This is a genomic window from Agrilactobacillus yilanensis (genome assembly GCF_003946725.1).
Taxonomy (GTDB): domain Bacteria; phylum Bacillota; class Bacilli; order Lactobacillales; family Lactobacillaceae; genus Agrilactobacillus; species Agrilactobacillus yilanensis.
On sequence record NZ_RHOY01000009.1, the window covers coordinates 34,961 to 50,213 of the forward strand.

The 15,253-nt window shown below is 39.0% G+C and carries 13 protein-coding genes; 9 read left to right on the top strand and 4 right to left on the bottom strand.

Annotated features, from left to right (window positions below; genetic code table 11):
* The first annotated feature begins 7 nt into the window (after positions 1-7).
* From phnC to phnW, 5 genes are read left to right on the top strand one after another with little or no spacing between them, the layout of a single operon-like run.
* On the top strand, positions 8-763 hold the full coding sequence (phnC, locus tag EKM93_RS07540; RefSeq protein ID WP_125714579.1) for a phosphonate ABC transporter ATP-binding protein: 756 nt from the start codon (positions 8-10) through the stop codon (positions 761-763).
* Positions 763-1,554 carry a phosphate/phosphonate ABC transporter permease gene (locus EKM93_RS07545; protein ID WP_125714580.1) on the top strand — a complete coding sequence of 264 codons (792 nt, stop codon included), beginning with the start codon at positions 763-765 and terminating at the stop codon, positions 1,552-1,554. The genes phnC and EKM93_RS07545 overlap by 1 nt, the downstream gene beginning before the upstream one ends.
* Positions 1,551-2,408 carry a PhnE/PtxC family ABC transporter permease gene (locus tag EKM93_RS07550; protein ID WP_125714582.1) on the top strand — a complete coding sequence of 286 codons (858 nt, stop codon included), beginning with the start codon at positions 1,551-1,553 and terminating at the stop codon, positions 2,406-2,408. The genes EKM93_RS07545 and EKM93_RS07550 overlap by 4 nt, the downstream gene beginning before the upstream one ends.
* A gap of 20 nt (positions 2,409-2,428) precedes the next feature.
* Positions 2,429-3,229 (top strand): phosphonoacetaldehyde hydrolase, encoded by an 801-nt coding sequence (gene phnX / locus EKM93_RS07555; RefSeq protein ID WP_125714584.1) that lies wholly within the window; start codon positions 2,429-2,431, stop codon positions 3,227-3,229.
* Complete coding sequence (phnW, locus tag EKM93_RS07560; protein WP_125714586.1) at positions 3,219-4,313, top strand: 2-aminoethylphosphonate--pyruvate transaminase; 1,095 nt, start codon at positions 3,219-3,221, stop codon at positions 4,311-4,313. The genes phnX and phnW overlap by 11 nt, the downstream gene beginning before the upstream one ends.
* Positions 4,314-4,404: 91 nt before the next feature.
* On the opposite strand, the gene EKM93_RS07565 is transcribed toward phnW, so the two are convergent.
* From EKM93_RS07565 to EKM93_RS07575, 3 genes are all read right to left on the bottom strand, one after another.
* A complete protein-coding gene (locus EKM93_RS07565) occupies positions 4,405-5,358 on the bottom strand; it encodes an aldo/keto reductase (RefSeq protein ID WP_125714588.1) in 954 nt (317 codons plus the stop codon).
* An 83-nt stretch (positions 5,359-5,441) separates the two neighbouring features.
* Positions 5,442-6,707 (bottom strand): NAD-dependent dihydropyrimidine dehydrogenase subunit PreA, encoded by a 1,266-nt coding sequence (gene preA, locus EKM93_RS07570; RefSeq protein WP_125714590.1) that lies wholly within the window; start codon positions 6,705-6,707, stop codon positions 5,442-5,444.
* A 2-nt stretch (positions 6,708-6,709) separates the two neighbouring features.
* On the bottom strand, positions 6,710-7,936 hold the full coding sequence (locus EKM93_RS07575) for an FAD-dependent oxidoreductase (protein ID WP_125714592.1): 1,227 nt from the start codon (positions 7,934-7,936) through the stop codon (positions 6,710-6,712).
* Positions 7,937-8,273: 337 nt separating this feature from the next.
* On the opposite strand from EKM93_RS07575, the gene EKM93_RS07580 reads away from it, so the two are divergent.
* Positions 8,274-8,942: a CPBP family glutamic-type intramembrane protease gene (locus EKM93_RS07580; protein ID WP_125714594.1), complete on the top strand. Its 669-nt coding sequence runs from the start codon at positions 8,274-8,276 to the stop codon at positions 8,940-8,942.
* Between the two features lie 297 nt (positions 8,943-9,239).
* Here EKM93_RS07580 and helD read toward each other — a convergent pair whose 3' ends face one another.
* The gene (helD, locus tag EKM93_RS07585) at positions 9,240-11,564 is read right to left on the bottom strand and encodes an RNA polymerase recycling motor HelD (RefSeq protein ID WP_125714596.1); all 2,325 of its coding nucleotides are present in this window, start codon (positions 11,562-11,564) and stop codon (positions 9,240-9,242) included.
* 180 nt (positions 11,565-11,744) lie between these two features.
* Between helD and trpS the strand changes: the two genes are divergently transcribed.
* The 3 genes from trpS to EKM93_RS07600 all read left to right on the top strand — a co-directional run bounded on the left by trpS (position 11,745) and on the right by EKM93_RS07600 (position 15,253).
* On the top strand, positions 11,745-12,761 hold the full coding sequence (gene trpS / locus EKM93_RS07590; RefSeq protein WP_125714598.1) for a tryptophan--tRNA ligase: 1,017 nt from the start codon (positions 11,745-11,747) through the stop codon (positions 12,759-12,761).
* Positions 12,762-13,061: 300 nt separating this feature from the next.
* The gene (locus EKM93_RS07595) at positions 13,062-14,246 is read left to right on the top strand and encodes an aminotransferase class I/II-fold pyridoxal phosphate-dependent enzyme (RefSeq protein WP_125714600.1); all 1,185 of its coding nucleotides are present in this window, start codon (positions 13,062-13,064) and stop codon (positions 14,244-14,246) included.
* A gap of 14 nt (positions 14,247-14,260) precedes the next feature.
* Entirely contained in the window at positions 14,261-15,253 is a 993-nt protein-coding gene (locus EKM93_RS07600; protein ID WP_125714603.1) for a D-2-hydroxyacid dehydrogenase, read from the top strand.

A 15,253-nucleotide genomic window follows, 5' to 3' on the forward strand; every position in this document is an offset into this window, starting at 1 on the left:
TTTTACCATGCTAGAAGTTAAAAATTTAGAAAAAAGTTATCAAAAAGATAAAACAGCCTTAAAAGATATTTCTTTTAGTATTGAACCTGGAAAATTTGTAGCAATTATTGGGCCTTCTGGTGCTGGTAAAACTACAATTTTGAGAAGCTTAAATCAGCTAATCAAAGATGACTCCGGACAAATTCTTTTAGATAATCAAGATTTACGAACAGCGAACAAAGCAGAATTACGGAAGCATCGGCGTCAAATCGGAATGATCTTTCAAAACTACAACTTAGTAGAACGCTTAACCGTCATTGAAAATGTATTGCATGGTCGGTTAGGTTATAAATCCACATTGGCAGGTGTCTTTGGTCGTTATACTGAAGATGAAAAAAAAGAAGCCATGGTCTTATTAGATAAAGTTGGTTTGAAGGAATTTGCTTTACAACGTTGTTCTGAATTGAGCGGCGGTCAAAAGCAACGGGTTGGTATTGCCAGATCATTAATTCAGCATCCAAAAGTTATTCTTTGTGACGAACCGATTGCTTCTCTGGACCCTATTTCAGCCCAGACAGTGATGCAATTACTAAAAGAATTAACGGAAGAATTTAACATTATTTGTATTGCGAATTTGCATCAAATTAATATTGCTAAAAAATACGCTGATCAAATTATTGGTATCCGTAAAGGTGAATTAGTTTTTGATGAACCAGCAGCTGATTTGTCTGAAGCAACATTAGCTGAATTGTATGATCAGCCGGTTACAAAGGAGCTTAAGTGATGACGGGATCTATTAAATACTTGAGCCAAAAGCATTGGCGTCAAACTGGGGTCATTGCTTTAGTCGGGGCTATCTATCTAATTTGCAGCTGGATCTTACAATATAATAATTTGGCAGGTATTACAGCTGTGCCCAAGGCTTTTGCCTGGTTAGGCACAAACTTTATGCCAACTGCAGATTCCATGTCGCATGTCCCACAAATTTGGACGAAGCTGATGCAGACTGTCTTATTGGCAATTGCTTCAACGGTCGTTGCTGCTGTTATTGCGATTTTTGTAGCGTTACTCGGTTCAAAAGTGACAGGCTTTAATTGGGTCGTACAAACAGCAACTCGAGGTATTGCCTCTTTTTTTAGAAATATTCCATTGGTTGCTTGGGCAATGATTCTATTATTTTCATTTAAGCAAAGTGATTTTACAGGCTTCTTAGCTTTGTTATTGATGTCTGTCGGTTACTTGATCAGAGCCTTTATGGAAATTATTGAAGATGAAGCTAGCGAAACAACGTTAGCCTTAAAAGCAACTGGTGCAAGTTATTTTCAAATTATTTTCCAAGCGGTATTACCACAAATTTTACCCAGTTTAATTAGTTGGGTATTGTATATGATTGAAAATAACGTTCGGGATGCAACTTTAGTTGGTATTTTAACGGGTACTGGTATTGGATTTATATTTGATTTGTATTACAAGAGTTTTCGGTTTGATGCTGCTGGCATGACTGTTTTGGCAATTATTTTAGTCGTCATCATACTTGAAGTTCTTTCGAATCAAATTAGAAAGGTTATCTTATGATTTCAAACAGTAATGAAACCGTATTTCAGCGACAGCCCGAAGCACCACAATCAGAGAAAATTATTTTGCACAAAAATAGTTTATCTCGAGTAATGATTGGGTTTGTTCTAATGGGCTTAGCCGTGATTACCGTTTTTACTTTATTACATTTGGATTCAGCAAATGTGCAGCTTGGAGAAGCGTTTCATAGTTTACGTGAGACATTAACTCAAATTTTTATTCATCCAAATGTGGGCTCAGATAGTTTTAGCATGTTGCTGTCTGCTTTAGGTATTAGTTTGTTACTAGCTATCATTACGACAATTATCGGTGCTGTTATTGGCTTTTTCTTAGCAATTATGGCATCTAGAAATTTAACGAATCGTTATTTGAGTGCTGGTATCCGTGTTTTTATGGCGGTTGTGCGAGCAATCCCCACAATTATTTGGGTTTTAATTTTCTCAATTGTTTGTGGCCTAGGGACAACAGCTGCTGTTTTAGGCTTGAGTTTCCATAGTGTCGCTTATTTAACGAAAGCTTATTCAGAAAGTATTGAAGAAATAGATCAATCAACGATTGAAGCCTTAAAAGTAACAGGTAGTAAATTTTGGGTGATTGTATTTCAAGCAATTTGGCCGACAACAATGGCTTCATTAATTTCATGGACATTTATCCGTTTGGAAATTAATTTTGCCAATGCAGTAGCCGTTGGGGCTGCAGCTGGTGCTGGTGGTATTGGGTATCAATTATTTGTAGCTGGTAATATGAGCTTTGATTTCCATGAAGTTGGCATGATCGTTTATATGGTCATCGCAGTGACTTTCTTATTAGAATTTGTAGCTGTTAAATTAAGACGTGTTTATTTAGCGAAGTAATTAGGAGAGAATTGAAAGATATGATTAAAGCAGTAATTTTTGATTGGGCAGGTACAACTGTCGATTATGGAAGTGTTGCACCGGTAATTGCCTTTCAAAAGGCTTTTACTAATGCAGGTATCAATATATCCGCGGATTTAATTCGCCGAGATATGGGTATGGTCAAATGGGATCATATTGGCAAACTTTTGGAAATGCCTGAAATTCAGTTGCAATGGTTATCTCTACATGAAGTATTGCCGACTGGCACAGATCGTCAAAAAATTTATGATGATTTTGAACAATGTTTAATGTTGCAGTTGAGAGAAGAAACGAATTTAAAACCTTTTGTATTAGAAACGATTGCTTATCTTAAAAATCATGGTATTAAAATTGCGACAACAACAGGCTATGCACCAGAAATGATGCGGGTTGTTCAAATCGGTGCTGCACAAAAAGGTTATGCACCAGAATTGGTGTTAACTGCTGAAGATGTAGCTGGACAAGGCCGACCTTCACCAGCAATGGTTCAAAAAGTGATGGCTAATTTTGGAATTGAAGATCCTAAAGAAGTTATTAAAGTCGGTGATACAACTGTTGATATTGAAGAAGGTCGTAATGCAGGCGTTGTTACAGTAGGCATTGTTGAGGGCAGCAGCCTAATGGGCCTTTCTGAACGGGAATATGATGCGCTGTCTTTTGAAAAGAAAGTTAAAAAATGTATTGCAGTGAAACAAGAGTTTGAAGCTGTTGGGGCAGATTTCACCATCACAGACATGCATGAATTGACCCAAGTTATCGAAGGTTTAAATAAAGAGTTTGAGGTGGCTAATGGTAGATAATAATTACTTGTTACTCACACCAGGTCCTTTAACAACAAGCCGTGCGGTTAAGGCAGCGATGCAATTTGATTACTGCACATGGGATGATGATTATAAAAAGATTACACAGTCTATCAGACAGTCTCTCTTGGCTTTAGGTGCGGTTGATAATCAAAGCTATACAGCAGTACCGATTCAAGGTAGTGGGACTTATGGTGTTGAAGCGGTCATTAGTTCAGTGGTACCGACAGATGGCACTTTATTGATTGCGATGAATGGCGCTTATGGCCAACGTATTGGGCAGATTGCGGATGTTTATGGTATTCAGCATGTTGACTTGATTGTTGATGAACGTGAACCTATAACATTAAGTGCTATTCAAGAAATTGTGGCACAACATGATGACATCACGCATTTTGTGATGGTGCATTGCGAAACAACAACCGGCGTTTTGAATCCAATCGAAACTATTGTGCCTTGGATGCACGACCGAGGCATTGTCACAATGGTCGACGCCATGAGCAGTTTTGGTGGCATTCCCATTGATATTGCTGCTTTAAAGATTGATTTCTTAATCAGCAGTGCCAATAAATGTATTCAAGGTGTGCCAGGCTTTGCGTTTGTTATTGCCAATAAAGTCTGTTTAGAGGCGGCTAAGGGCCGAGCTAGAACATTATCCCTTGATTTGTATGACCAATATGCTGAAATGGAGAAGAATCATGGCAAATGGCGTTACACATCACCGACACATGTGGTGCATGCTTTTGCAACAGCATTAGAAGAATTGGCAACTGAAGGTGGCGTCGCACAGCGTTATGCGCGTTATCAGGAAAACCAGCAATTATTAGTTACTGGGATGAAAGCACTAGGCTTTGAGGCACTGATTCCTCAAGATTATCAATCGCCAATTATTACTTCTTTTGTTTATCCAACAGCAGCATTTGATTTTAAACAATTCTATGATGATTTAAAAGTTGCTGGCTTCGTCATTTATCCAGGTAAAATTTCGACTGTGCCGACTTTTAGAATCGGCAATATTGGAGAAGTTTATCCAGAAGATATTCAAAGATTGTTAATTGCAATCCAAGAAGCGGTGGCACAGTAAATTGTAAATCGTTAAAAAATAAGATGGCACATACCTGCAACCTTATCGGGTCAGGTGTGTACCATCTTATTTTTTTAAACTAAATTAGAAATTAAGGTAAATCATTACCGGCAGCAAAATAAATATCGTACCATTCTTGTTTGGTTAAGATAATATCACTGCCTGCAGCACTATCTGCAATGTGTTTAGGATTCATTGTCCCTAAAATGACTTGAATATCAGCGGGATGCCGTAAAATCCAGGCGACAGCAATTGCATTTTTGCTGACATGATACTTATCGGCTAATTCAGCTAATTTGGTATTCAAAGCTTCAAACTTAGGATTGTCAATAAAGGTACCTTTAAACATACCATATTGGAATGGGGACCAAGCTTGAACGGTGATGTTGTTTGTCCGGGCATATTCTAGAATACCACCGTCATGGTTGATCGAACGGGTATCTGCCATGTTGGTATGTAGACCAAAATCAATCATCCCAGTGTGCATGATGCTAAATTGTAATTGATTAATCAACAGCTTTTGAGTCACTGCATTTTGCAGCATTGTAAACTGTTGTGGATTAAAATTAGAAACACCGAAATGCCGAACTTTACCACTAGTTTGTAGTTCATCAAAAGCAGCAGCAACTTCATCTAAGGCCATCAATGGATCTGGTCGATGTAATAAAAAGGCATCTAAATAATCAATTTGCATCCGTTGCAAAATACCTTCAACGGCTTCAATCAAATGTTTTTTAGAAAAATCGTAGCGTTTGCCGAAAACAAGACTGCCATGACTTCTGTCTTTATCAAAAACAATGCCGCCTTTAGATTGGATGTAAAGTTGATCGCGGTTTAAACTAGAGCTGGCTAAGGCATTGCCGAAGTTTTCTTCAGATTTGCCCATACCGTAAATATCCGCAGAATCAATGAAGTTAATGCCCTGATCGTAGGCCGTTTCTAAAGATTTGACCGCTTCTTGATTGGTCAGAGCGTCCATACGCATAATCCCTAATGCAACAGCAGAGGTAGTCCAATTCGTGTGACCAATATTTAAGTTTTTCATTAATTATAAGTCCCTTCTATTAACTTGATACCTCTAGTATAAAACCCAAAGTACTGTCTTGGTCAAGGCATCAAATCAAAAAGTTAGGATAATCGGCTAGAATGCACTTCAACCGCAGTGACATCGCCGGTACGGCCTGGTTTCATAACAACTTCACCAAGAGAAATTGCGCCTACAGGACAAACGAGGTTACATAATTGACAACCGACACATTTTTCAGTGTTACAAGTTGGCCGACGTGTGTCTTCATCCCACGTCAAGGCTTGATGGGCGCCATCATAACAAGAAATGAAACAACGACCACAGCCGATACATTTGTCCCAGTCAATATTTGGATAGACTTTATAGTCACGATCCAAAGCTTCCGCTGGAATAATAGCTTGGTTGGCTAGACCAACTAAATCAGATAGGTGCTCTACGTTTTGTTCAGCCATGTAGTGCATTAGGCCATTCTTCATATCTTCAACGATACGATAGCCATATTGCATGACACTCGTTGTAACTTGCAACGTACTAGAACCTAGTAAAATAAATTCTGCAGCATCTTCCCAAGTTTCAATACCACCGATGCCAGAGATTGGCAATTGCTCTAAACCGGCAGTCGTCCGTAATTGTTGGATGAAGCGCAAAGCAATGGGTTTAACGGCTTTCCCAGAAAAACCAGAAATTGAAGATTTACCGTTCACGATAGGTAGTCCAACTTTACGATCTAAGTCGATATTGGCAATAGATTTAACGGTATTAATGGCTGCAATCCCATCAGCACCACCAGCAAGACAAGCTTTAGCGACGGGACCCATATCTGTAATATTAGGGGTCATCTTGGCCATCATTGGTAAGTCAGAACCTTTTTTAACAGCGGCACAATATTTTTGGCAAAGTTCAGGATTCGTACCGACGTCAGAACCCATTTCATGAGAAGTCATTTGTGGACAAGATAGATTCATTTCAATCATATCCGCACCGGCTTCGGTGACGACGCGGGCTAACTCCGTCCAATCGGCTTCATTAGTACCCATGATAGAAGCGATTAATACTTTTTCGGGGTAGTCTGCTTTCAAACGTCTTAAGTCAGCTAAATTTTCTGCTAATGAATGTTCAGCGATTTGTTCCATATTTTTGAAACCGACAAATGGGGTGGCTTCTTTAGCTAATTCATCAAAACGTGGGGACACTTCATCAACGACAAAGTGTTCAGGACCAATTGTTTTGAAAACAACACCGGCCCAGCCTTCATCATAGGCTTTTTTACACATGTCATAGCAATTACCAACAGGAGATGAAGATAGGCAAAAAGGATTTTCAAAATGAACGCCTAAAAAGTCAATGGATAAGTCTTTATTAATCATAATTAGTGACCTCCTAAAACTGCATCAATGGTTTCAGCGACTTCTTTACCTTTTTGAACCGCCCAAACAACAGTTTTATCACCTTGGGCAATATCACCGGTAACGAAGACTTTCGGATCGGTTGTTTGATAGCCGGTAAACGGCACTTCATTATTTTCCAAAGTTAAGTCTAAGTGCGCAGCATCAGCAACTTGACCTACTGCTAAAATAATTTTGTCCGCTTGAACTTGAATTTGGCCGTTAATTTTACGATGCTTAAAAGTAACAGTGTTATCGTTAATACTGTCCGGTACATAGCCGTCAATAATAGTGACACCCATTTGTTGGGTGGCTTCTAGTTCTTTTTTGGAAGCTTTGAATTCACTAAAAGTTTCATAGACCACGTCTGTAACTTGTGGCACATTAAGTAATTTTAAGGTTGTTGCAACGTCCATCGCTACATCACCGCCGCCGATGACTAAAACATTATCTGGGACAGTCACATGACCTTGATTTGTCTTAACTCGTGCTAAGAAATCAACAGCTGTTTCGGTGTAGGCGTTATTTTCAAACATCGGCAGCATTTTGGCTTGGCTGGCACCAATGGCTAAGATAACAGCGTCATGACTTGTCTTTAAGGCAGCTAAAGTGAGCTCTTGGCCGATGGTGGTGTTATAGTGAATTGTTGCACCAAGATTGAGGATACGATTAATTTCAAAGTCTACAATATCATTAGGTAGACGATATTCAGGAATGCCATATGTAAGATAACCGCCAGCTTTAGCTTGTTGTTCATAAATATCAACAGCATAGCCTTTTTGTAAAAGCGTGGTTGCTGCTTGTAAACCAGAAGGGCCACTGCCTACAATGGCAACTTTTAAGCCATTACTAGGGCCTTTTTCAAGAATGTCCATTTTAGCTTGCTGTTCAAAGTCGGTGACAAAACGTTGGATCCCACCGATGTCAATTGGTGTGTCAATGCCACAGCGGGCACAAGCTAGTTGACAGTACTTTTCAGTAGGGCAAACCCGGGCACAAATGGCGCCAAGTGCATTATTTTCACGAATCGTTTCAGCGGCACCTTTGAAGTTACGAAAACGGACGCTGCGGATAAATTTGGCTGGATCCGTGTGGGCGGGACAGGCTTTAGAGCAAGGGGCGTCGTGGCAGAGTAAGCAACGTGCTGCTTCGGCCATGACAGTAGTCATTGTGTAACCTGAATCAAGCTCTTGGTCATAGTGCTTTGTCATAATAACAACAACTCCTTCAATCAAATTAAGGTGATTTTAGCAACAAATCATTGAGAATAGTTCTCATTTGTTACTGTTTTCACATACTTTACGGTTTAACTATAACACGTCCTAAAAGCGGCTTCAATCGTTATTAAATTATTTTTTTGGTAACCAAATATTTTTTTGCAAACAGTAAATTAAAAATTCAAACTTAATTCAAAGGTTTGCCGATTTTGCGCTATTTTTCCTATAAATTTATTAATTTACGGTAAAAACAGGTTCAGAAACTTGTGATATTGTGTATTATAAGTTAATAAGTGCAGATTTGACTTTATATAGTTAGGAGTCTTTTTTTATGGAAAAGGCCGAAAAGCGGCATTTGCCTCTGGCGGGGATGCTACTGGTTTTATACGGTTTGTTAATGTTTTTTGAAAAAACGATTATCTTAAATAAAAACGTACCACCTATGTTTTTACTAGGCTTATATTTAGCCGCAGGGCTAATTCTGGCGGCATTGGCTGTGAACTTTTACAATATGGCGAGTCATCGTGTTCGGCCGTTAATGTTTAAAGAAAGCCTGTTACAAGCACCTTATTATTATGTCACATTAATCTTTGTGGTTATTTGCGGCGGGCTGCAATTATTGACGATTTGGCTGCAAATCAAGGGTTACATAGGCGATTTCACGCTGCAAGGCCGAATTGAAAAAATCACCGGCTTACGATTATGGGCGTTTCGTATGTTTTATGTGGCATTATTACCATTTATTCAACAGAATTTATTTAACGGGGTAGCCTTTAACGAGTTATTCACACGTAAGACCGCGTTTAGTCGTTTTGCCGGACTGTTATTAGTGGCATTGTTGACCGGTCTGTTTAGCGGCCAAGCATTTGGCTGGGTTTTATTGGTACAAATGGTGATCGGGTTATTAATTAGTTTGAGTTATTTATTGGCTAAAAATATTGCGACACCACTGTTGATTAATATTATTTGTAATCTCATCTTTGTGATTTTATATTCTTAGTGTTGTAATTGCTTAATAAACAAAAAAGCCTTGAGAAAATTAATTTTCTTGCGATAATCCCTTTATGGTTATCAGATGAAATATAATAATTCATTTGATGATTATGAAGGGCTTTTTGCATAGCCAGATCCAAATTCACAGCTCTTAAATATTTAAATTATCAAAATCGTTCAGCACAAAAAACGGCCTCACTCCGGATGAATACTGGAATGAAGCCGCTTATAAATATATTTAATTTTATAATATTTCATCTGTCAACTTGACAGGGTCTAGTGCATCTCAAGGCTTTTTTGTAGCTTAACTTTCTGAAATTGGAGTAACTTCGTGGTAATGATATAAGTTCGATTTTAGGTTCATTAAGATGGGACTAGGCGCCTGAATGCCGACGAGCTTTAATTCATGCATTGCTCTGGAAGCCAAAGTATAGAGAATATCACGGTCGCCATCTGCATGATACGTTTTTTGGGAAATATCATAGCCTACAACCGCATCAAACTCTAAACCTTTCGCTAAATAAATTGGTAAGATCAAGATACCTTTAGGGATGCCCCGATCTTGATCCGAAATTAAAGTGACCGGATGATCTACTTTTAAAGCCGTGTAAAGCTGATTAGCTGCTTGGGTTGTTTTTGTCAAAATAGCCACAGTAGGGTACTTTTGCAGCAAATCATTTGTCAAACGAGTCACTTGGGTTAAGGCTTGCATTTGATCTGGACATAAATAATAGTCTGGTTTGTGGCCTTCTCTAGCAAAAGCTTCAATTTTGTCAGCGGTCAATAACATTTCTTTGGCAAAATCGGTAATGGGTTTTGTAGACCGATAACTTTTCAGTAAAGTGAACAGCGCAATTTTACGCTTTGGAAAAATTTCTGTAATTTCATGAATAAAATCGCTGGGATGGTATTCGGCCGTGAAAATATCTTGGGCACTATCGCCTAAAAGCGTTAATTTGGCGTTAGGAAAGGCATGCTTAACGTAAATCAACTGGGCGGCAGAATAATCTTGCATTTCATCAACAAACAAATACTGCATGCTATGATTTTGACCGCTGCCAGTTAGTAAATCTCGAAGATAAAGGAGTGGCACGGCATCTTCCAAATGAATTTTGTGGGCTTCGATATCATTACGTACTTGTTCAATCATCGTTGTCCAGATCGCATCACTGGCAAAATCAGGCGGACATTGGGCTAAAAAGTGACAGTATTCCTCATAAGTGTCCATAAAATAGTCATTATAGATCGCATCATAAATAACTTGATAGCGTTGACGGACCAAAGCGCGGGCTACAAAATTAAACTCAGCATCCCCAGAATCGAACTGTTTTTGAGCAGTTAACGTTTGGTATTGGTACTCATTTAATAAGCTCACCGCTTCTTGAATTTCATCGGACAAAGCATCTTTAGCAATTCGCTTCTTTAAACGTTTGATCAAAGTGTTTTTTGTATTTAAGAACTTATCCCGGGGCAGCATGGCTTTTGGTAGCGCACTATAAATCTTTTGAATTTCAGTTTTATTAAAGAAAGGTTTACCTTCAAAATAAATACTGCTGAAAGCTAAAACGTGATCATCTGTTTGACGCACATAATTGCGAATCTGAGTCATAAATGCGGCGCTTTCTTTGTAGCGGTGTAATTGTTTAGCCATTTCAGGAAAACTATGCTGATCTTTTTCGAAACGTTCAAATAAACTTTCGACTTTTAAGCCTGAGAAGCGTTGGGTTAAAAATTCAGCTAAAGTAACTTGCCGCATATTTTTCTCGCCTAAACTAGGCAGGACTTGGGAAATATAGTTGGAGAACAGACGGTTAGGTGAAAATAAAATAATTTGATCCGCATCTAATTGATTGCGGGCATGATAAAGTAAGTAAGCAATCCGTTGAAGAATGGCCGAGGTTTTACCACTGCCGGCAACCCCTTGAACGACTAATAATTCTGAAGTGGTATTGCGAATAATATCATTTTGTTCTTTTTGGATCGTGGCAACGATATTGCGCATATGTTCATCGTTTTGCTGGCCTAAAACTGTCTGCAGAATTTCATCGCCAACGGTTTCATTTGTATCAAACATATTTTTAATTTCGCCGTTAGTAATAAAAAATTGCCGTTTTTTCTCTAAAATAACTTTCTGCTGACCCACAGGTGTATCATAAGTCACTGGGCCTAGCGTACCGTTATAATAAATACTAGAGATTGGTGCCCGCCAGTCGTAGATCAAGAAATCTTCGGCCTGGTTTTGTAAAGTTGCAGTACCAATATATAAAGTGTCTTTTTGGCCATCTTCGTCGATGTCAATGCGGCCAAAGTAAGGGGAATCGGCTAAATCTTTTAAGACTTGAACTTGCCGAGTTAGAATTTTTTCAGATTCAATAGAACTGGCAACTAAGTTTTTTTGCTGTTGCACGGCAGCATTGGTTTCCATACGATCATCGGTTTCAGTGATATTAACTTTGGTGTTATCACCGTAGTTTAATTCGATGCGGTGGGTTTCTTGTTGGGCCAGGTCTAATTTGTCAGTAGCGGCAGTTAATTGCTGCTTGATTTCATTAAGAACCGTGGTGACGCGTTTTTGTTCTGATTCTTGTGCTAATTGGCGCTGTTTTTCATTAGTTGCAGTTTGTGCCATGAAAGTACCTCCTATACGGAATACGAGGGAAATAAATAACAAAATCGTTCAAACTATTTTACGCGCTCTTAGAAGATGATGCAAGTATATTGTGACTTTAGATGAGAAGGCTTTGACAATTATCCGAATCATCGCTAGACTTAAAACATTGAGATATCGCAATAAGGAAGGGAAAAAAATATGTCTGAAAAACATACTATTTTAACGGCTGATCGGCCAACCGGTAAATTACATATCGGTCATTATATTGGTTCTTTAAGAAATCGAGTGAAATTACAAAATACACAAGATTATAATACATTTATTATGATTGCGGATATGCAGGCGTTAACGGACAATGCCCGTGATCCTGAAAAAATCCGAAATTCACTATTACAAGTCGCTTTAGATTATTTGGCAGTGGGTATTGATCCTGAAAAATCAACAATTCTTGTCCAATCTCAAATTCCAGCGTTGAGTGAATTAACGATGCATTATATGAACATTGTTTCTGTTAATCGCCTAGAACGCAATCCAACGGTTAAAACTGAAATTCGTCAGAAGCGCTTTGGGCAAAGTGTGCCCGCTGGTTTTTTAGTTTATCCGGTTAGTCAAACAGCGGATATCACAGCCTTTAAGGCAGATACTGTCCCAGTTGGGGATGATCAAGAACCAATGATGGAACAAGCCCGTGAAATCGTGCGCAGTTTTAATAATATTTATAATAAAGATGTTTTAGTAGAACCTTATGGCGTTTTCCCGCCAAAAGGGGAAGGCCGTTTGCCAGGTTTAGATGGTAATGCCAAGATGTCTAAGTCTTTAGGCAATGCCATTTATATTTCGGATGACGCTGATACAATGCAAAAGAAAGTCATGTCCATGTATACGGATCCAAATCATATTCATGTTGAAGATCCTGGTCAAGTAGAAGGCAATATTGTGTTCACCTATTTAGATGTTTTTGATCCTGACAAAGCTAAAGTAGCGGATTTAAAAGCACAATATCAACACGGCGGTTTAGGAGATGTGAAGATCAAACGTTACTTAAACGAAGTGTTGCAAGCAGAGTTTGAGCCCATTCGCAAACGCCGGGCAATGTTTGAACAAGACCCTGCCAGTGTCATGGCCATGTTAAAAGCCGGCAGTGAAAAAGCCAATGTTGTCGCTAATCAAACGTTACAAGAAGTTAGAGACGCGATTGGCATTAACTATTTCTAAAAAAATTTTGACATTTGAAGTGAGAAGCGTATTATATTCCCTAAAGATATTCTAAGGAGTTTTTAATGATGACGACTATAAACTTATCTAATCCAAATAGATATTTTTACTTTTGGTTTTTTCACAAGCATCTGTGAAACCAGAAGTTTTTAGCCGTGTAAAAATTCTTGGTCACACAGGTGCAGCGATTTTTAAACTGTGTGGCGAATAATAATGACCGTTTTTTGATGATTATATACCCCACAGTTTACGATTTTATTTGTAACTGTGGGGTATTTATTTTAATTAGGAGTGATTTAAATGTCTAAAGATTTAAGTAATCGTATGAAAAATGAAGTCGCCCAACTGCAACCATCTGATATTTTGGCTTTTAATCAGGCGACAGCAAACATCCCCGGTATTGTTAAATTAACCTTAGGGGAACCTGATTTTAACACACCAGAACACGTCAAACAAGCGGCGATTCGCAGTATTGAAAGTAACGACAGCCACTATACAAATTCCAACGGTAAAATTGAGTTACGCCAAGCTGCCGCCAATTTTTTAGCACAAAAATATAATGTGCATTATGATCCTGAAACAGAAGTTTTAGTGACTGCAGGGGCAACCGAGGCGATTTATGCAACCTTAACTTCGATTTTAAATCCTGGCGATACAGTAATCATTCCAACGCCGATTTTTCCTTTGTACATTCCAGTAACCATGCTAAATGGCGCAAAACCAATCTTTATCGATACTTCAGACAATGGCTTTGTATTAGATCCTGAGAAGTTAGATCAAGTTTTAGCCGAAAATAGAGCCACTGCTAAAGCCATCATTTTGAACTATCCTAATAATCCAACGGGCGTTACTTATCGTCGGGATGATTTGGAAAAGCTGGCTAAAGTGATTGAGAAATACGATGTTTTTGCAATTTGTGATGAAATTTATAGTGAATTGACTTATGGTGAAAAACACGTGTCCCTGGCAGAAATTTTACCAGATCAAGTCTTATTGCTAAACGGGGTTTCAAAGTCCCATGCCATGACTGGCTGGAGAATTGGGCTACTTTGTGGTCCAAAAGCAGTCATTACCCAAATCGGTAAAGTACATCAATTTTGCATTACTTGTGCCACAGCTAATGCCCAAGATGCGGCTTATGAAGCCTTTGCTAACGGCCCGGACGATGGAGTTGAGATGCGTAAAGCTTATCAAGAACGCCGAGATTATTTGCAAGGTGCTTTGAATGAATTAGGCTTCACTTGCGCAAAACCAGAAGGCGCTTTTTACATCTTTGCCAAGATTCCTGAAGGCTTAATTCAAAAGAGTTTTGATTTTTGTTATGATTTGGCTGAAAAAGGCAAAGTTGCCGTTATCCCAGGTGCTTCTTTTGGCCCTGGCGGTGAAGGTTACGTACGGATGAGCTATGCCACAAGTATGGCCCAATTGAAGCAAGCAATGGCTAATTTGAAGGCTTATGTTGCTGCAGAAAAAGTTCAGGTATAATTGGAGGAAACCTTATGAAAATTTTGATGTACAGTATTCGCCCAGATGAATTAGAAGCGGTTGCGGCTTGGGCTAAGGCTAATAACGTGACTGTAGAAACGACAAAAGACAGCTTTGATTTAAATAGTGTCGGCCAGGCAGAAGGCTATGATGGCATTGTGATTCAACAGCACGGTAAAGTTGCTGATCCAGAAATTTATCAACGCTTAAAAGCCTATGGCATTCGACAAATTGGTTTAAGAATTACAGGTTATGACATCATTGATTTTGAACAAGCTAAAGCAAATGGACTTGTTGTCACCAATGTACCGGCTTACTCGCCAAGATCCGTTGGTGAAGAGACGTTGGCCCATACAATGTATTTGTTGCGGCATATTGGCCAATCTCACGCCCGTCAATTAAAGGGTGATTATAGCTGGGCTGGTTTAGAATCTAGAGAAATTCATAATTTGACCGTGGGGATTATTGGTGCTGGTAAAATTGGTAGCGCCGTTGCTCGCCTATTTAGTGCATTGGGGGCAACTGTAATTGCTCAAGATCCAATTCATCGACCAGAATTAAGTGATGTTTTGACGTATACCGATCGGGAAACATTGTTAAAAACGGCAGATATTGTCACCTGTCACACCCCATTGACAGATGAAACACAGCATATGATTAATGCAGACTCACTGGCTTTGATGAAAAAAGAAGCTTTATTAATTAACTGTTCTCGAGGCCCAGTTGTGGATACTAAAGCGTTGATTACGGCTTTAACAACGGGCACAATTGCTGGTGCCGGGTTAGATACAGTGGAAGGTGAAACTGGTATTTTCGGGGCCGATCGAACAGGGACGGAATTGCACAATCCAGAGTTGGCACAATTAATTACGATGCCAAACGTTTCATTGACACCACACATCGGTTTTTATACCAATGCGGCGGTTCAAAATATGGTAGATATTTCACTAAATGATACGTTAGCTATTTTAAACGGCCAACCTTGTGAACATATTGTTGAAGGTTAG